The organism is Rhodococcus sp. LB1 (assembly GCF_001583455.1).
GTDB lineage: Bacteria > Actinomycetota > Actinomycetes > Mycobacteriales > Mycobacteriaceae > Rhodococcus_F > Rhodococcus_F opacus.
The window spans coordinates 49,614-67,667 of sequence record NZ_LTCZ01000068.1 but is presented as its reverse complement, the minus strand read 5'-3'; the positions used below and the strand labels follow the sequence as shown (position 1 = coordinate 67,667).

Here is an 18,054-nt window from a genome sequence, read left to right as displayed (position 1 = left end):
TGGCTGCCTCCCTCTCGCTGGTCAGGTTCATTAGCCAGTCTAGCTGTTTTATTTGCATAGCTCAATGATCCATCCACCGCGTATAATGGCCGTTCCGGGGCCGAATTTCATCAGCACTGCTGTCTAATGCGTCGAGGGGAGGCGTCGCGCGCTCGAATTCCTGCAGGTGGGGCGGGCTGGGCACGCGTCTCACAGGAAACTCCGAGGCTATCGCTGGCAGTATGAGGACGGCGAGCGCTGATCCCAGATCCGAAAGAAGGTGGTCGTGACTCTTCGCACACGGACAGCCGGCATTGTTGCGGTGGTGGCCCTGACGTTCCTGGCCACGGCGTGCACCATCGGAGACACCGGCACGTCGGAACCCCCGACCACGTCACAGTCCGCGCCCGCCTCGATTGCCGTCCCCGCTGCCGACGGGGCGCCGATCAATCCGACCACCCCGATCGTGGTCACCGCGACAGGCGGCCGGCTGACCGCCGTGACCGTCACGAATCCCGCGGCGCAGAACACGCCGGTCGCCGGGAGTCTCACGCCCGACGGCACGAACTGGACGAGCAGCCAACCGCTGGGCTACGGGTCCACGTACACAGTCGTCGCCGACGCGGTCAACCCCGACGGCGCCCCGAGCGAGCAGACCTTCACCGTCACGACGTTGACGCCCGGCACCACCGCCTACGCGAACGTCGTCCCGGCACCCGAAGTCGTCGCCGACACCGGTATCGGCGTCGGCCAGCCGATGGTCTTCCAATTCACCGCGCCGGTCGTGAACAAGGCCGAGGTGCAGCAGCGGCTGCATGTGACGACGACACCGCCGCAGCCCGGCGCCTGGTATTGGACCGACGACCAGAACGCGCACTATCGCGCGGCGGGATACTGGGCGCCCGGTACCAAGATCCACATCGAGGCCGACGTGTACGGCGTCGATCTGGGCGACGGCGTCTTCGGCGCCGAGAACAACTCCGCCGACTACACCGTGCACGACTCGTGGGTGGCCAAGGCGGACGGGGCGAGCAAAATGCTCACCGTTTTCCACAACGGCGTCCAGGAGAACGCGATGCCGATGAGTCTCGGCACACCCGACCACCCCTCGCACGAGGGTCCGCACGTGATCTCCGACAAGCAGCAGAGCATCATCATGGACTCCTGCACGTACGGGGTCTGCGCCGGCGATCCCGACTACTACCGCGAAAAGGTCGATCTCAACCTGCGGATCTCCAACGACGGCGAGTTCGTCCACTCGGCGCCGTGGTCGGTGGGCGATCAGGGCAGCAGCAACGTCTCCCACGGCTGCGTCAACCTGGCACCCGCCAACGCCCAGTGGATGTTCGACCATTTCGGTATCGGCGACGTCGTCGAGATCACCAACTCGGGCGGACCGCTCCTGCCCGTGTGGGACACGTACGGTGACTGGGAGGTCCCGTGGGATCAGTGGCAGGCAGGTAACGCAACGGGATAGGAGGCGCTCGTGAATTCACCATCCGCGGAATGTGTCGCGCAGTTGAAGGCGGTTCTCCCACACCGGGTTCATCTGCCGGACACCGACGACTACCGCACCGCGCTGGGCAGAGTGTTCTTTCCCGAGGCCGCGAGACGCCGTCCGTCCTGCGTCGTCGAACCGGTGTCCGTGGAGGAGGTCTCCACCGTCATGAGGGTCGCGCACCGGACGGGCGGCACCGTCACCGTCCGCGGCGGCGGGCTGAGTTCCAACTGCGTCGCCGACGACGCCGTCATGCTCGACCTGTCGGCGCACCTGCACACGGCGAAACCCGAAGACGACCGGGTGGTCGTCGCCGGCGGCGCCACCGTGGGAACCATGCTGGACGCCCTCGCACCCACCGGCCGGGTGGTGCCGGTGGGGATCGTGGGACACGCCGGCTTCGGACTCGTCACCCGCGGCGGCGTCGGATACCTCACGCGCAGTCTCGGATTGACGGTCGATCAGCTCGTCGAGGCCGAACTGGTGCTTCCGTCCGGTGAGGTCGTCCACCTGTCCGATGCCAGCACCGGCGACGAAGCGGACCTGTGGTGGGCGGTCCGAGGTTGCGCACCGTGCTTCGGCGTCGTGACGTCGGCGGTGCTGCGCACACACCCGGTGGGTCCGGTGTGGGTCGACCGGATGGTGCTCGGACTCGAAGCGCTCGCCACCTACTTCCGCGTCGCACCGACGCTTCCGCGGGACACGACGATGGGCGCGGTACTCGGTTACAGCGCACTGTCTTCCGACGAACCCGTCCTCTTCGTGTACACCGCGTGCGCGAGCGGGGACGAATCCGCCATCGACCGCGCCCGGGCCGCCGCCGCCACGGTCGCCGACGTGTCGGGCACCGTGCTGTACCGATCCGAGACGTCCGGCACGTACCTCACGGGGTTACCCGAATTCGCGCCACCCGGCGCCGACGGCGAAGAGCCCGAACCGATCCGGCTGCCCGAACCGGGCGAGCGCCGAGGGTCGTTCTTCGGGAAGGCCGTCTTCACCGGACCGACCCTCGACTCCGAACTCGCGGAGGCCCTGGCCACCCAGATCCGTGGAGCGCCGACGCGGGAATGTCGTATCGACTTCCAGCACACCGGCGGTGCCCTCGCCGACGTCGGTGACGGCGACACCGCGTTCTGGGGCCGAAGCGGCGAGTGGAACATCCCGCTCAACGCCATCTGGTCCGACCCCTACGACGGCGCCGCCTGCCTGTCGTGGGCGGGCGGCACCCTCGACGCGCTCGCACCCCACACGATCGGCGTCTACAGCGTCGAGGTCCGGCCCGGCTTCCCCGAGACCGGCGCCGAGATCGACGCGGCCTACGGCGGAAACCTTCGCCGACTGCGCGAACTGCGGCAGAGGCACGATCCGATGGGGGTGCTGACGCACTATCCGCTCTAGGACATGTCCTAGTCGCCGATCCGCTCCCCCGTCTCCGGGTGGAACAGGTGGACGGCTCCGTCCCGCTTGTGCAGGGACACCGTGTCGGCCAGCCGCGCGGGGGTGCGGGTCAGTGACCGGGCGGTCAGTTGCGTACCGTCACCGGCGATGTGGGTGTGGACGTAGGATTCACTCCCGAGTTCCTCGACCAGGTCCACGATCACCTCGATGCCACCGTCCCCGGTCGACAACTCCAGTTGCTCGGGGCGCACACCGACCGTGACGGTCTCCAGTCCGGCCGCGTGCAGCGCCGACAGCTGGTCGCGCTCGAGCGCGAGCGTCGAGTTCCCCAGGCGCACGCCGTCGCTGACGATGGGCATGGTCATCAGGTTCATCGCGGGCGAACCGATGAAGCCTGCGACGAAGGCGTTGGTGGGCCGGTCGTACAGCTCGGTCGGCGCCGAGAACTGCTGCAGCTTGCCGTTCTTGAGGACTGCCACCCGGTCGCCCATGGTCATCGCCTCGACCTGGTCGTGGGTGACGTACACTGTGGTGGTGCCGAGCCGGCGCTGCAGCGCCGCGATCTGCGTGCGGGTCTGGACGCGCAGCTTGGCGTCGAGGTTCGACAGCGGCTCGTCCATGCAGAACACCTGCGGCTCCCGCACGATCGCTCGACCCATCGCGACGCGCTGGCGCTGACCGCCGGACAGCTTGCCGGGCTTGCGGTCGAGGTAGTCGGTCAGGTCGAGCAGCTTGGCGGCATCGGCCACCTTCTTCTTCCGTTCCTCCACACCGACTCCGCGCATCTTCAGAGCGAAGCCCATGTTCTCGCCCACCGTCTTGTTGGGATAGAGGGCGTAGTTCTGGAACACCATCGCGATGTCACGGTCCTTCGACGGCACACCCACCATGTCCTTGCCACCGATCTCGATGGTGCCTTCGTCGATGTCCTCGAGGCCGGCGAGCATCCGCAGTGCGGTGCTCTTGCCGGAACCCGACGGGCCGACGAGGACGATGAACTCGCCGTCTTCGATGTCGAGGTCGAGGGTATCGACTGCCAGCGTGTCGGCGTTCTCGTAGATGCAGGATGCGCCCTTGTACGCGATGTCAGCCATGATTGCTCCTCTTGTGGGTACCGAAGTCGGGGGAAGTGGTTGCCGGGGTGATCATTTGATCGCACCGAAGGACAGGCCGCGGACCAGTTTGTTCTGCGCGACCCAGCCGGCCAGGATGACCGGCAGCGCCGCCAGCGTCGCCGCCGCCGACAGCCGGGCCCAGTACAGGCCCTCACCGGTGATGAAGCCGACGAGGAACACCGGAATGGTCTGCGCCTGAACGGCAGTGAGGTTGACGGCGAAGAAGAATTCGTTCCACGAGAAGATCACGCAGATCAGCGCGGTCGCCGCGATACCGGGGGACACGAGCGGGAGGATCACCTCACGCACCGACGTCCAGAGGCTCGCGCCGTCCATGCTCGCGGCCTCGAGCAGTTCGCCCGGAACCTCGAGGAAGAACGAACGCATCATCCACACCGCGATGGGGACGTTCATCGCCGTGTACAGGATGATCAGGGCCCAGATGTTGTCGAGCAGTCCGATGTCGTTGACGATCACGTACAGCGGGATGATCGCGGCGACGATCGGGAGCATCTTCGTGCTGATGAAGAAGAACAGGGCGTCCTTCGTCTTGCGGACCGGACGCAGCGACAGCGCGAACGCCGCCGGCACACCGAGCACCAGCACGAGGATCGTCGACATGGCGGTCGCGAACGCCGAATTCAGCAGTGCCGTGCCGATGCCGCTGTCGAGGACCGCCTTGAACTGGTCCAGGGTGGGGGTGAAGAACAGTTTCGGCGGGGTCGTGTAGGCGTCGCCCTCCTGCTTGAACGCGGTGAGCACCATCCAGGCCACCGGGAAGAAGAAGCCGAGCGCCACGATCCACGCCACCACACTCCACGGGCTGAACTTGCGGTGCTTGCGCGCCCGCTTGGTCTCCGGGGCGGTGGGGGTGGACTCCACCGGCGCCGCCGCAGTGTCGGTACTCATTACGCTGCCTCCTCGTTACCGGTAAAGCTCTTGAAGATCAGGCGCAACGCCAGGGTCGCGACGACGATGGTTGCGATCACGACGATGACGCCCATCGCGGCGGCCTGCCCGATGTCGAAACCGAGGAATGCGCGCTGATAGATGTAGAAGGGGAGGTTGGCACTGGCGGTGCCGGGTCCACCCTGGGTCATCATGTAGATGGCGTCGAACGTGTTGATCAGGTAGATCGCGCCCAGGACCGCGCCGAGTTCGATGAACCGGCGCAGATGCGGGAGCGTCAGTTCGCGGAACATCGCGAACGGCTTGGCGCCGTCCACCCGCGCCGCCTCGAGGATGTCGCGTGGCATCGACTGCAGACCGGCGAGGATCAGCAGCATCATGAACGGGGTCCACTGCCACACCAGGTTCACCATGACCGACGCGAGCGGGAACTTGCTGACCCAGTCGACCTGTCCCACCCCGAACGGGGAGAGCACGAAGTTGACGATGCCGAACACCGGGTCGAACATCGTGGTCTTCCACAGCAGCGCACCGGCGACCGGGGTCACCAGGAACGGGGTGATGAGCAGGGTCCGCACGATGCCGCGGCCCAGGAAGGCGCGGTCGAGCAGCAGTGCCAGCAGCAGGCCCAGCACCACCGAGATGATCACGGTCCCGACGATCAGGATCACGGTGTTGACCGCGACCTCACGGAACTGGCTGTCCTGGAACACATCCACGTAATTCTGCAGGCCGACGAAGGCCTGGGACCCCGGTCGGACCAGGTTCCAGGACTGCGTCGAGTAGTACAGCGTGAACAGGAACGGGATCTGGGTCACCACGATCATGAAGATCAGAGCGGGCAGCAACGGCCCTCGGCGACGCCATCCCTCGGCGCGGGAGACGCTGTCGTCCTTGGCCTCCCGCAGTTGCCGCACCCGGTCGGCGGTGCCGTCCGCGGTGGGTTTCTCGGCGATGGTTGTCATCGTTCCTCCCGATACGTCGCGCCGACCACCTCGGCGTACTGCTGTGCCTGGGCGAGCGCCTCGGGCACGGTCTGCTGTCCTGCGATCGCCGCACTGATCTGCTGGCTTACACGGGTTCCGAGATCCTGGAACTCCGGGATCGCCAGGAACTGCACGCCGGTGTACGGAACCGGTAGCACGGTGGGCGCCTCCGGTGTCGCGTTCTCGATCGCCTCGAGCGTCAGCGGACCGTAGGCCGCCGAGGCCTCTTTGTACTCGGGAATCTCGTAGGTCGACAGCCGGCTGCCCGGAGGCACCCGCTCCCAGCCGAGATCCTCACCGACCGTGCGTATGTATTGCTTGTCGGTCATCCACGAGATGAACTTCCACGCCGCATCGGGGTTCTCGCTGCTCTCGGGAATTCCGAGCGACCAGCTGTACAGCCAGCCGGAATTGTCCTTCACCTCGATCGGCGCGGGCGCGTAGCCGATCTTGCCGACGACGGCGCTCGACGCCGGATCCTCCAGCGTGGACACCGCGGACGTCGAGTCGTACCACATCGCCACCTGCCCCTGAGCGAGCTGCGTGGCGCACTCGCCGAAACCGCTCGTCGCGGCGCCCGGCTCGCCGTACTCGCGCACCAGGTCGACGTAGAACTGCACCGCGCGTTCCACCTCCGGGCTGGTCAGCTGAGCGTTCCAGTCCTCGTCGAACCAGCGGCCACCGAACGTGTTGATGACGGTGTCGAGGGGTGCGAGCAACTCACCCCAGCCCGGCTTGCCACGCAGGCAGATGCCGGCCATGTCGTCGGAGTCGAGTTGCTTTGCCGCCGCTGCGACCTCGGTCCAGGTCGGCTTCTCCGACAGGGTGATTCCGGCCTGCTCGAACAGGTCCTTGCGGTACATGAGGAACGAGGACTCGCCGTAGAACGGCACCGAGTACATGTTTCCCTCGTAGGACAGGGATTCGCGCAGGGTGGGGATGAAGTCGGCCTCGTCGTAGCCCTCGGTGGCCTGCGCGTACTGCGACAGATTCTTCAACCAGCCGTACTTGGCCCATTGCGGGGTCTCGTAGTTGCTGATCATCACGACGTCGAATTCGCCGCCACCGGTTGCGGTGGATGCCGTGATCTTCGCGCGCGCCTGGTTCTCCGACAGCGTGACGAACTTCAGGTCGATGTCGGGATTCTCCTCCTCGAACTGCGAGGCTAGCTTCTGGGCATCTTGCATCTGTGAGTTCGAGACCATCGCGATGGTGATGGTCTGGTCCGACGCGCCCAGCGATCCGGCGCCCGCACATCCGCTCAGCGTGAGGCAGAGCGCTCCCGCTCCGGCTACCAGCATCGTCGCCGGTTTCCTGTTTTTCTTCACCGATCTTCACCTCTCTTGCGTGGTGCTACTGATCGAGCAGCCAACGCGCGCATTCGATGTCGCAGACCAGCATCTTGGCCAGTCCGCCGTGGAGGGCACCCAGTGCCGCTTGATGTTTGGCGACGCCACCCGTGACGAGGATCGATCCCCCGCACGCGCGGATGTCGTCGAGGGGAACGGACATGGCCCGTTCGTCCAGTGGGCCGGCGACCTCGGTTCCGTCGAGCCGGTAGAAGCGTCCACCGACTTCGCCGACCGCGCCGAGGTCGGTGAGCACCGACAGCATGTCCGTGTCGATGAAGCTGCCCTCGAACAACGTGGTCGACGTGGAGACGGCGCCCGTGCCGAACATCATCATCTCCGCGGTGCGGCCGGCCTCGAGGGCCTTGGAGATGACGGAGTCGCCCCGCATGGATACCACGGTCGACGCGTCCGCGTACAACGGAACAGGGAGCCGAACGGTGTTGGCCTGCAGTTGCTCTGCGCATCTCCCCAAGACGTACTCCGTTCCGGTCTGATAGTTGATCGCACTCACCGAGCCGTCGAGCTGGACGACCGACGCGCACGTGGCCGCCCCGGACGGCAACCCCTGCGCGACGGCGACCGTCTCGGGCCCCCACGTGAATCCGAGGGTGTCGCCTTCCCGGATCCGGCGCACCAGCAGGGATGCGGCGGCGCGCCCGACCCCGGCGAAGCTGTTGTGGTCGTCGATCGAACCGGCGGCGTCGACGGAATCGGCGACCACCACCGCCTCGACGAGGCTGTACTTCTCCTCGAGCGCACGCTCCTCGTCCGAGCGCAGCGAATCCCGCAGATGCGCGGGAGCCTGCACCTCGATGCGTACCAGGCCCTGCGTCCGGGCCCGTGCCACCAGCCGGCCCGCCGTCGGGCGGGAGACACCGAGGCGTGTCGCGACCTCGGCCTGCGTCATTCCGTCCAAGTAGTACAGCGTTGCAGCGCGCAACGCGAGGCGTAGATCCTCCGTCGTGGACGGCGGCGGCGACGCGATGAGTGACGGCGTCTGGGCCGTCGGATTGGGGGACGTCACTGATTCTCCTCGCCATGATCCCGAGCCCGTCGTGTGTGTCTTCGGAGCCTCGAGAAACCGTGAGCAAATGATCACTATGCGTTCATCTGCTCAATACGCTAGCATCGAAGTGTGACCCACACAACACTCCCTTCGGATATCCCCAGGACGATGCGTGCCAGCGTGCTCTCGGAGCCGGGCGTGATCGAAATCCGGGAACGGCCCGTCCCCACTCCCGGCCCCGGCGACGTCCTGGTCCGCGTGGCCTCGGTAGGCGTCTGCGGATCGGATGCCCACTACTACCGCGAGGGCCGCATCGGCGACTTCGTGGTCGACCAGCCGATCGTGCTGGGCCACGAGGCGTCGGGCACCGTCGTCGGTGTCGGTGCCGGGGTTCCGGCAGCGCGTATCGGGCAGCGAGTCTCCATCGAACCGCAGCGCCCCGACCCGGACAGCGACGAATCGCGGCGCGGTCTCTACAACCTCTGCCCGCACATGCAGTTCTATGCCACCCCGCCGATCGACGGGGCGCTGGCCGAATACGTGACCATCGGCTCGGCGTTCGCCCACGAGATTCCCGACGAGATGTCCGAGGACGCGGCCGCGCTGTGCGAGCCGTTGTCCGTGGCCATCGCCACCACCCGCAAAGCCGGCGTGACGGCCGGATCCCGCGTCCTGATCGCGGGCGCGGGACCGATCGGGATCGCCATGGTGCAGACGGCCCTCGCATTCGGCGCCACCGAAGTGGTCGTCTCGGACCTCGATCCCCGGCGCCGTGACGTCGCAACGAAATTCGGTGCGACCGCGGTGCTCGACCCCCGCGAGCAGGACGTCACGGGACTCCACGTGGACGCGTTCGTCGACGCGTCCGGCGCCCCGAGCGCGGTGCTGGCCGGGATCCAGGCCGTCCGGCCCGCGGGATCCGTGGTTCTGGTGGGCATGGGCGCCCCCGAGATGACACTGCCGGTCCAGACCATCCAGAACCGAGAGCTGGTGCTGACCGGGGTATTCCGCTACGCCAACACCTGGCCGACGGCGATCGCTCTCGCGCGGTCGGGGCGGGTCGACCTCGATTCGATGGTCACCGGAAGATTTCCGCTCGCCGAGGCGGAGCAAGCACTGAACGCAGACCGGACGCCGGGCAGCCTCAAGGCCGTCGTACGCGTCCAGGAATGAGGAGAGACCGATGCAACTGTGCGCGCAGGCACTGCAGCAGTTCGACGACACCGTGCAGGTGCCGAATTACGATCGAAGCGACATCACCGTAGGGATAGTGCATTTCGGTGTCGGCGGATTCCACCGCGCGCACCAGGCGATGTACGTCGACCGGTTGCTGCGACGCGGGGAGGCCCGCGAGTGGGGCATCTGCGGGGTCGGGGTCCTGCCCGGTGACCGGCGGATGAAGGACGTCCTCGACGCGCAGGACGGCCTGTACACGCTGGCGCTGCGACACCCGGACGGCACCTGGGACGTGAGCGTCATCGGGTCCATCGTCGACTACCTCTTCGCTCCGGACGATCCCGAGGCCGTGATCGAGAAGATGGCCGCGGAGACCACGAAGATCGTCTCGCTGACGATCACGGAGGGCGGCTACAACTTCACCCACGACACCGGCGAGTTCGATGCCGAGAACCCGGACGTCGTGCACGACCTCACCGACGGCGCCGCCCCGCGGACCACGTTCGGACTCGTCATCGAGGCCCTGGCCCGGCGCCGCGCGCGCGGATTGCCGTCGCCGACCATCATGTCCTGCGACAACATTCAGGGCAACGGCGACGTGGCCCGCAAGATGTTCCTGGCCTACGCAGAGTTGAAGGATCCCGAACTGGCGGCGTGGATGCGCGAGGAGACGTCCTTCCCCAACTCGATGGTCGACCGCATCACGCCCGTCACCACCCCCGAGGTGACCGAGGCGCTGTCCTCGCGGTTCGGCATCGACGACCAGTGGCCCGTCGCCGCCGAACCGTTCACGTCGTGGGTGCTCGAGGACGCCTTCCCGCTCGGTCGCCCGGCATTCGAGGACGTCGGCGTCCAGGTGGTCGACGACGTCGAACCCTACGAACTGATGAAGCTGCGTCTGCTCAACGCGAGCCACCAGGGCCTCTGCTACTTCGGATACCTGTCGGGATACCGGCTCGTGCACGACGTCGCGCAGGATCCGCTCTTCGCCGACTTCCTGCTGGCGTACATGGACGACGAGGCCACGCCCACCCTGGCGCCGGTGCCCGGGGTCGACCTCGACGACTACAAACGCACGCTCATCGAGCGCTTCTCCAATCCCGAGATCCGCGACACCGTCGCCCGCCTGTGCGCCGAATCCTCCGACCGCATCCCGAAGTGGCTGCTGCCGGTGATCCGCGAGAACCTGGTCGCCGACCGGCCCGTTCGACTGTCCGCCGCGATCGTGGCGAGCTGGGCCCGGTATGCCGAGGGAGTCGACGAGAACGGCGAACCCATCGACGTCGTCGACCAGTTGAAGGAGTCCCTCGTGCCGATCGCGCGCAGCCAGCACGAGAATCGCACGGCCTTCATCGAGAACCAGTCGGTCTTCGGTGACCTGGCCGAGAATCCGCGCTTCGTCACCGCGTATCTCTGGGCGCTGGACTCGCTGTACGGCGTCGGTGCACGGAAGACGCTCGAGGCTCTGCGTGAGAAGGTGCAGTCATGAGTCTGGTCATCGGTGAAGCCCTCATCGACATCGTCACGGCGAGCGACGGCACCACCACCGAGTACGTCGGCGGTAGCCCGCTCAACGTCGCGGTCGGTCTCGGCCGGCTCGGTCGTCCGGTCGAATTCGTCACCCGGATCGGCGACGACACGAGGGGCGGTGCGATCGTTCGGCACCTCGAGCAGTCGGGGGTGAGCCTCGCGCCCGGCAGTGTCACCGCGCAGCGAACGGCGACGGCCCACGCCACCCTCGATTCCGCCGGATCCGCCACCTACGAGTTCGACATCGAGTGGGACCTTCCCGCCCCCAGCGGGTCATCTACCCCGCCGCTCGTTCACACCGGTTCCATTGCCGCCGTGATGGAACCCGGCTGCGACGTCGTCGCAGACATGCTCGACCGCCGCCGCTCGTCGGCGACCATCAGCTACGACCCCAACGTGCGACCGGTGTTGATCACCGACAAGGCACGCGCCCGGCAGCGGATCGAGCACCTCGTGTCGATCTCGGACATCGTCAAGGTCAGCGACGAGGACCTCCGCTGGTACGACCCCGAACGGGATCCCGTCGACATCGCCCGCGAGTGGCTGACCCGCGGACCGGCGATGGTGGCGGTGACGAAGGGCGCCGAGGGCGCATTCGCGGTCTGCGCGGCCGGACTCGTCGAGGTCGCGGCCCGCAGCGTCGAGGTAGTCGACACGGTCGGCGCGGGCGACGCGTTCATGGCCGGACTCCTCGACGGGTTCTGGTCACACGGCTTCCTCGGCGCTGAGAGCCGCAACGCCCTCCACAGAATCGACCCGGAGGAGGTGCGGAACGTGCTGGACAATGCCGTGCTGATGTCGGGTCTCACGGTCGCGCGTGCCGGGGCGGACCTCCCCACCCGCGAGACACTGGATCGCGCGGCAGGTGTCCGGCAATGACCCTCGTCGCGGGCATCGATTCGTCCACCCAGTCGTGCAAGGTCATCGTCTGCGACGCCGACACCGGTGAACTCGTCCGCGAGGGCAGGGCGTCGCATCCGGACGGCACCGAGGTCGACCCGCAGGAGTGGGCTGCGGCCCTCGACAGCGCCATCGCCGCCGCCGGCGGACTGGACGACGTCGCCGCGGTATCGGTCGGGGCGCAACAGCACGGCATGGTGTGCCTCGACGACGCCGGAACGGTCGTGCGTCCGGCGTTGCTGTGGAACGACACTCGCTCCGCCGACGCCGCCACCCAGCTGGTGGACGACCTCGGTGGTCCGGACGCGTGGGCGGACGCCGTGGGGGTCGTGCCCCTCGCCGCGATCACCGTCAGCAAGCTGCGCTGGCTCGCCGATTCCGAACCGGCGAACGCCGACCGGACGTCCGCGGTGTGCCTGCCCCACGACTGGCTCGGCTGGCAGCTCACCGGCAGAGCCGATCTCGACACCCTGGCCACCGACCGCGGCGACGCCAGCGGCACCGGATACTTCTCCGCGGCAACGGATTCCTACCGACCCGACCTGCTGTCGCTGGCGCTGCGCGGACGCTCCCCCGCCGTGCCGCGCGTGGCTCGCCCGGCCGAGAAGACCGGCGAAACCCGGTGGGGCGCCGCCGTCGGTCCCGGTACCGGCGACAATGCCGCTGCCGCATTGGCTCTCGACGCCCAGGAAGGCGACGTCGTCGTGTCCGTCGGAACGTCGGGTGTCGTATCCGCGGTATCGGTGACACCGGCGAACGATCCGGGCGGTTTCGTCGCCGGCTTCGCCGACGCCACCGGACGCCAACTGCCCCTCGTGTGCACCCTGAACGCCGCCCGGGTGCTCGACGCGACCGCCTCCCTGCTGGGGGTCGATCACGACGAGCTGTCGCGGCTGGCGCTGTCCGCACCGTCCGGCAGCGGCGGCCTGGTGATGGTGCCGTATTTCGAGGGTGAGCGCACCCCCAACCGGCCGAACGCCACCGGCTCCGTTCACGGACTCCGGCTGGCCAATTCGACCCCCGCCCACCTCGCCCGCGCGGCGGTCGAGGGGCTGCTGTGCGGCCTGGCGGACGGCATCGACCACCTGACCGCCCAGGGGGTCACAGTGCGTCGCATCCTCCTCGTCGGCGGCGGCGCCCGCTCACAGGCACTGTGCGAACTCGCGCCCGCCATCTTCGGGGCTCCGGTCCTGGTGCCGCAACCGGCGGAGTACGTCGCGATCGGCGCCTGCAGGCAGGCGGCCTGGACGCTGGCCGAGACCCCGGAACCACCCAAGTGGGATCAGACGTCCACCCGGCGTTACGAGGCCGACCCGGCACCCGAAGTGCGCGAACGGTATTCCTCCGTGAGGCGCTGACGCGCCTGTGCGTGGTTAGCGAGTCTCTGGACTCCTCAACCACGCACGGGTGGCTACGCCACCTTCACCAGCATCTTGCCGACATTTCCGCCGTGCATGAGCTGCAGGAACGCGTCGACCGAGTTCTCGATGCCGTCGACGACGGTCTCGTCGTGAACCACGTCGCCGGACGCGAGCCACGGTCCCATCTTGGCGGCGAACTCGGGGAAGACGTGCGTGTAGTTGCCGAGGGTGAAGCCCTCGAGGGTGAGCCCGCGGCTGATGATATTCACCAGGTTGTCGGGGCCCGGCGTGCGCTCGGTGGCGTTGTACGCGGAGATGGCACCGCAGAGGGCGGCGCGTCCGCCGTTGCGCATGACGTCGAGTGCGGCCTCGAGATGGTCGCCGCCGACGTTGTCGAAGTAGACGTCGATGCCGTCACCGGCGAGTCCGCGAAGCTGGTCGCGCACCGGCGCCTGCTTGTAGTCGAATGCGGCGTCGTATCCGTAACGGTCGGTCAGCAGTGCGACCTTCTCCGCGGACCCGGCGGATCCGATGACGCGCGACGCGCCCTCGAGTCGTGCGATCTGCCCGGCGGCGGTCCCCACCGCACCCGCGGCGCCGGAGATGAACACGGAGTCGCCGGGCTTCAGGTGGGCGATGTGCACGAGTCCGACGTAGGCCGTGAGCCCGGTCAGTCCGAGAATCCCCAAATAGGCCGAGATCGAGACTCCCGGAATCTCTTCGACGACGCGGAACGCCGAGGCGTCACCCTGCGCGACGTCCCGCCACCCGAGGTCGTGAACCACCACCGAGCCGACCGGATGCGTGGCGGCGGTGGATTCGACGACGCGACCGACAGCTCCGCCGGTCATCGTCTCGCCCAGCGCGAACGGCGGGATGTACGACTTCACGTCGTTCATCCGGCCGCGCATGTAGGGGTCGACCGAGACGAACTCGTTGGCCACCCGCACCTGGTCGGGCCCGAGGTCGGGCAGCTCGACGGTCGCGATGCGGAAGTCGTCCTGGGTGGGCCAGCCCACCGGCCGGTTGATCAGCTGAATCTGGGTGCTCGTCGTCACGGGTGTTCCTTTCGATACTTCTGGGGTCACAGCGCCAGTCCGAGCGCGAGGAGGAGTACCGCGAGCAGCGGAAGTGTTCCCTGCGTGATCGCCGCGCGAGCCTTGTCGGGCGACGACAGCAGGAGCACGAGGGCCGCGAGGAGCATGGATCCCGCGCCAGCGAAGACGAGAGCCGCACCGACGGCGGTCGCGCCGATGATCACGGCGACGATGCCGACTGCCGTCACGATCGCCAGGAAGAGGTTGTAGAAGCCCTGGTTGAAGGCAAGCTCCTTGGTGGCGCCGGCTTCTTCGACACTGGTCCCGAACGTCGCGCGGGTGCGCGGAGCGGTCCAGAGGACGGACTCGAGCACGAAGATGTACACGTGCAGCGCACTGGCGAGTGCGGCAAGAACAAGACCCGCGGCGACCATACGAAACTCCTCCTCGTTCTGAACTGACCATTTCAATATATACTGAAATGGTCGTTTCACAACAAGGAGTGAGGATCGTCATGCCGCGCACGCAGGATTTCGACACGGCCGAAGTGGTCGGCCGCGCCCGCGACCTGTTCTGGGACAAGGGCTTCGAAGCCACGTCGATACCCGACCTCGAACGCGTCACCGGACTGAATCGATCGAGCCTGTACAACGCGTTCACCAGCAAACGCGGGCTCTTCGACGCCGCGGTGCACGACTACCTGGACCGGGTGGTTCGCCCCCGGCTCCGCATCCTGACCGACGAGCCGACCCGCCCCGACGCCGCCGAGCGCTACTACCGCAGCCTCGCCGACGCCCTCGCGTCTCTCCCCGACGAAACCCCCGGACGCGGCTGCCTGCTGCTCAACAGTGCCGCCGGTTTCGCCGCGCACGACGACACGCAACGGTCCGTCGTCGACGCATACCAGCGCGAACTGTCCGGGGCGCTCGCCCACGCTCTCCGGGCCCACGACCCGGACGCGTCGACGACCACCCTGGCACACCGGACCCGACTCCTGACGTCACTGTCCGTCAGCGCGCTCCTGCTGTCGCGGGTCAACCGGGACGAGGCCGTCGCGGTCGCGAACACCGCTGTCGAGCAACTGGAGGAGTGGCGGCCCACCTCCTGACGTGAGTGGCAAAGAGTGCCCGGACACACCTTGCCACTCACATGGCGGTGACCCAGTCCGCCATCACGTCTGCCAGCGCCTCGGCGCCGCGGTTGCAGTCGTCCGCTTCGGCGAACTCGTCGGGCGAGTGGGACACCCCGGTGGGGTTGCGGACGAACATCATCGCGGTGGGCACCTTCGCGGACAGGATTCCGGCGTCGTGCCCGGCAGCGGTCGGGAGGACGGGAATGTCACCCAGGTGGGCGAGTGAGCGGCGCAGTCGTTCCCGGGTCGAGTGTGGGAACTCGACGATCGGCGTGACCGATTCGGCGTCGACCTCCAGACCGATACCGTCGGCGGCCGCGTAGGCCTGCGCCTCGGCGGTGATCTGCTGCACCAGCTTCGTCAACGTCTCCTCGTCGGCGGCCCGCGCGTCGAGCCACGCCCGCACCTCCGACGGAATGGCGTTGGCACCGTTGGGAAGTACCCGCACCTTTCCGAACGTCGCGACCGCCTCGTGCAGCGTCGCGGCGGTCCGGGCCGTGTGGACCGAGGACGCGAACGCGAGCATCGGGTCGCGGCGGTCGACGAGCCGGGTGGCGCCGGCGTGGTTGGCCTCTCCGGAGAACACGAACTGCCACCGGCCGTGCGGCCAGATCGACGAGGCCACGGCGATGGGACTGTCGATCAGGTCGAGGGCGCGTCCCTGCTCGACGTGCAACTCGACGTACACGCCGACGCGGTCGACCAGGTCGGGGTCCTCGCCGAGATGGTGCGGGTCGCGGCCGGCGCCGACCAGTGCTTCGCCGAGGCTGATGCCATCGTTGTCCCGCAGCGCGAGGGCACGGGCGGGTGCCACTGCCCCGGTGGACAGTTGCGAGCCGACGCACGCGACACCGAACCGTGCGCCCTCCTCGTCGGAGAAGGCCGCGACCGCCACCGGACGCGTCGGCGTGATCCCCCGCTCGCGGACGAGGTCGATCGCGGCGAACGCGGACACCACCCCCAGCGGTCCGTCGTAGGCGCCGCCGTCGGGTACCGAGTCGAGGTGCGATCCGGTGACGAACGCGTCGCGAGGGTCGCCGTCCCAGCCCTCGGGCATCCACCACGCCCACAGATTGCCGTTGCGGTCCTCCTCGACGCTCATGCCACGAGCCTGCGCACAGTCCGAGAACCATTCGCGCAGCGTCATGTCGGCGTCGTTCCACGCGAATCTTCGGTATCCCCTGGTCGACTTGTGCTGTCCCACATCGAGGATGCTCGCCCAGAGCGAATCGAAGGAAGTCATGTTCTCGGTCCTCTACTCATAGTGTCAAAGCCGGTAGGCGCTTCGCGCCCGTGCGTGGTTAGCGAGTCCCTGGACTCCTCAAGCACGCACGGGCGGCGGAGCCGCCTACAGGGCGCCGGGGATCCAGGTGGTTCCGGCGAGGGGCACGCGGGCCATCGCCGACGCCTCGACGGTGAGGGCGACGAGGTCCTCGGGTTCGAGGTTGCGCAGGTGCGACTTGCCGCAGGCGCGGGCGAGGGTCTGCGCCTCCATGGTGAGCACCCGCAGGTAGTTCGCGAGCCGCCGTCCGCCCTCGACGGGGTCGAGGTTCTTCGACAGTTCCGGGTCCTGGGTGGTGATGCCGGCGGGGTCCTTGCCGGCCTGGAAGTCGTCGTAGAACCCGGCCGCCGAGCCCAGTTCCTCGTACTGCTTCGCGTAGCGGGGGCTGTTGTCGCCCAGCGCGATCAGGGCGGCGGTGCCGATGGCGACGGCGTCCGCCCCGAGGGCCATGGCCTTCGCGACGTCGGCGCCGCTACGGATGCCCCCCGACACGATGAGCTGTACCTTGCGATGCACCCCGAGTTCCTGCAGCGCCTGGACCGCCTGCGGGATCGCGGCCAGGGTGGGGATGCCGACGTGCTCGATGAACACGTCCTGCGTGGCGGCGGTGCCGCCCTGCATGCCGTCGACCACGACGACGTCGGCGCCGGCCTTCACGGCGAGCTTCACGTCGTAGTAGGTGCGGGTGGCGCCGACCTTGATGTAGATCGGCTTCTCCCAGTTGGTGATCTCGCGGAGTTCGATGATCTTGATGGCGAGGTCGTCGGGACCGGTCCAGTCGGGGTGCCTGCACGCCGACCGCTGGTCGACGCCCATGGGGAGGGTGCGCATCCCGGCAACGCGTTCGGTGATCTTCTGCCCCAAGAGCATTCCGCCGCCGCCGGGCTTGGCGCCCTGGCCGAGGACGATCTCGATGGCGTCGGCCTTGCGGAGGTCGTCCGGGTTCATCCCGTACCGGGACGGCAGGTACTGGTAGACGAGGTTCTTCGACTGTCCCCGCTCCTCGGGGGTCATGCCGCCGTCACCGGTGGTGGTGGACGTGCCGACCTCGCTGGCGCCGCGGCCGAGGGCTTCCTTCGCCTGCCCGGACAGTGCCCCGAAGCTCATGCCGGCGATGGTGATCGGGATGTCCAGGTGCAGCGGGAACTTGGCGTTGCGGTCGCCGAGCACGACGTCGGTGTCGCACTTCTCACGGTAGCCCTCGAGCGGGTACCGCGACATCGACGCGCCGAGGAACAGCAGGTCGTCGAAGTGCGGCAGCGTGCGCTTGGCACCCCAACCGCGGATGTCGTAGATGCCGGTCTCGGCGGCCCGCTGGATCTCGGAGATGACGCCGCGGTCGAACGTCGCCGATTCGCGCAGGGCCGGGTTCGGGGTGTTCATGACGGTTCTC

General features: G+C 67.8%; 16 protein-coding genes. 7 read left to right on the top strand and 9 right to left on the bottom strand.

Annotated elements, in window-relative coordinates; all coding sequences use genetic code 11:
- The first annotated feature begins 259 nt into the window (after positions 1–259).
- A complete protein-coding gene (locus AZG88_RS12965; RefSeq protein ID WP_005250909.1) occupies positions 260–1,456 on the top strand; it encodes a L,D-transpeptidase in 1,197 nt (398 codons plus the stop codon).
- A gap of 9 nt (positions 1,457–1,465) precedes the next feature.
- Complete coding sequence (locus tag AZG88_RS12960) at positions 1,466–2,875, top strand: FAD-binding protein (RefSeq protein WP_061697916.1); 1,410 nt, start codon at positions 1,466–1,468, stop codon at positions 2,873–2,875.
- 8 nt (positions 2,876–2,883) lie between these two features.
- Here the strand turns inward: AZG88_RS12960 and AZG88_RS12955 are convergent, their stop codons facing one another.
- From AZG88_RS12955 to AZG88_RS12935, 5 genes are read right to left on the bottom strand one after another with little or no spacing between them, the layout of a single operon-like run.
- Positions 2,884–3,969, bottom strand: a complete 1,086-nt coding sequence (locus AZG88_RS12955) for an ABC transporter ATP-binding protein (protein ID WP_005250848.1) — start codon at positions 3,967–3,969, stop codon at positions 2,884–2,886.
- 51 nt (positions 3,970–4,020) lie between these two features.
- Positions 4,021–4,899, bottom strand: coding sequence for a carbohydrate ABC transporter permease (locus AZG88_RS12950; protein ID WP_005250847.1), 879 nt, complete (start codon positions 4,897–4,899; stop codon positions 4,021–4,023).
- Complete coding sequence (locus tag AZG88_RS12945) at positions 4,899–5,864, bottom strand: carbohydrate ABC transporter permease (RefSeq protein ID WP_005250846.1); 966 nt, start codon at positions 5,862–5,864, stop codon at positions 4,899–4,901. The genes AZG88_RS12950 and AZG88_RS12945 overlap by 1 nt, the downstream gene beginning before the upstream one ends.
- Positions 5,861–7,186 (bottom strand): ABC transporter substrate-binding protein, encoded by a 1,326-nt coding sequence (locus AZG88_RS12940; protein ID WP_061697915.1) that lies wholly within the window; start codon positions 7,184–7,186, stop codon positions 5,861–5,863. The genes AZG88_RS12945 and AZG88_RS12940 overlap by 4 nt, the downstream gene beginning before the upstream one ends.
- Positions 7,187–7,238: 52 nt before the next feature.
- Positions 7,239–8,261, bottom strand: a complete 1,023-nt coding sequence (locus AZG88_RS12935; RefSeq protein ID WP_005250844.1) for a sugar-binding transcriptional regulator — start codon at positions 8,259–8,261, stop codon at positions 7,239–7,241.
- 150 nt (positions 8,262–8,411) lie between these two features.
- Here AZG88_RS12935 and AZG88_RS12930 point away from each other — a divergent pair, with 150 nt between their 5' ends.
- Genes AZG88_RS12930 through xylB form a run of 4 tightly spaced genes read left to right on the top strand, consistent with a single transcriptional unit; the run spans position 8,412 to position 13,207 of the window.
- A complete protein-coding gene (locus AZG88_RS12930; RefSeq protein WP_005250843.1) occupies positions 8,412–9,416 on the top strand; it encodes an NAD(P)-dependent alcohol dehydrogenase in 1,005 nt (334 codons plus the stop codon).
- 10 nt (positions 9,417–9,426) lie between these two features.
- The gene (locus AZG88_RS12925) at positions 9,427–10,908 is read left to right on the top strand and encodes a mannitol dehydrogenase family protein (protein ID WP_061697914.1); all 1,482 of its coding nucleotides are present in this window, start codon (positions 9,427–9,429) and stop codon (positions 10,906–10,908) included.
- Positions 10,905–11,828, top strand: a complete 924-nt coding sequence (locus AZG88_RS12920) for a carbohydrate kinase family protein (RefSeq protein ID WP_061697913.1) — start codon at positions 10,905–10,907, stop codon at positions 11,826–11,828. Before AZG88_RS12925 ends, AZG88_RS12920 begins: the two co-directional genes overlap by 4 nt.
- Positions 11,825–13,207: a xylulokinase gene (gene xylB, locus AZG88_RS12915; RefSeq protein WP_061697912.1), complete on the top strand. Its 1,383-nt coding sequence runs from the start codon at positions 11,825–11,827 to the stop codon at positions 13,205–13,207. The genes AZG88_RS12920 and xylB overlap by 4 nt, the downstream gene beginning before the upstream one ends.
- Positions 13,208–13,260: 53 nt before the next feature.
- Here the strand turns inward: xylB and AZG88_RS12910 are convergent, their stop codons facing one another.
- On the bottom strand, positions 13,261–14,268 hold the full coding sequence (locus AZG88_RS12910) for an NADP-dependent oxidoreductase (RefSeq protein WP_061697911.1): 1,008 nt from the start codon (positions 14,266–14,268) through the stop codon (positions 13,261–13,263).
- 26 nt (positions 14,269–14,294) lie between these two features.
- Positions 14,295–14,681: a DUF1304 domain-containing protein gene (locus tag AZG88_RS12905; RefSeq protein ID WP_061046134.1), complete on the bottom strand. Its 387-nt coding sequence runs from the start codon at positions 14,679–14,681 to the stop codon at positions 14,295–14,297.
- Between the two features lie 80 nt (positions 14,682–14,761).
- Here AZG88_RS12905 and AZG88_RS12900 point away from each other — a divergent pair, with 80 nt between their 5' ends.
- Positions 14,762–15,355: a TetR/AcrR family transcriptional regulator gene (locus AZG88_RS12900; protein WP_025433327.1), complete on the top strand. Its 594-nt coding sequence runs from the start codon at positions 14,762–14,764 to the stop codon at positions 15,353–15,355.
- Positions 15,356–15,392: 37 nt separating this feature from the next.
- Here AZG88_RS12900 and AZG88_RS12895 read toward each other — a convergent pair whose 3' ends face one another.
- Entirely contained in the window at positions 15,393–16,622 is a 1,230-nt protein-coding gene (locus AZG88_RS12895; RefSeq protein ID WP_061697910.1) for an allantoate amidohydrolase, read from the bottom strand.
- 105 nt (positions 16,623–16,727) lie between these two features.
- A complete protein-coding gene (locus AZG88_RS12890) occupies positions 16,728–18,044 on the bottom strand; it encodes an FMN-binding glutamate synthase family protein (RefSeq protein WP_005250836.1) in 1,317 nt (438 codons plus the stop codon).
- Positions 18,045–18,054 lie beyond the last annotated feature (10 nt).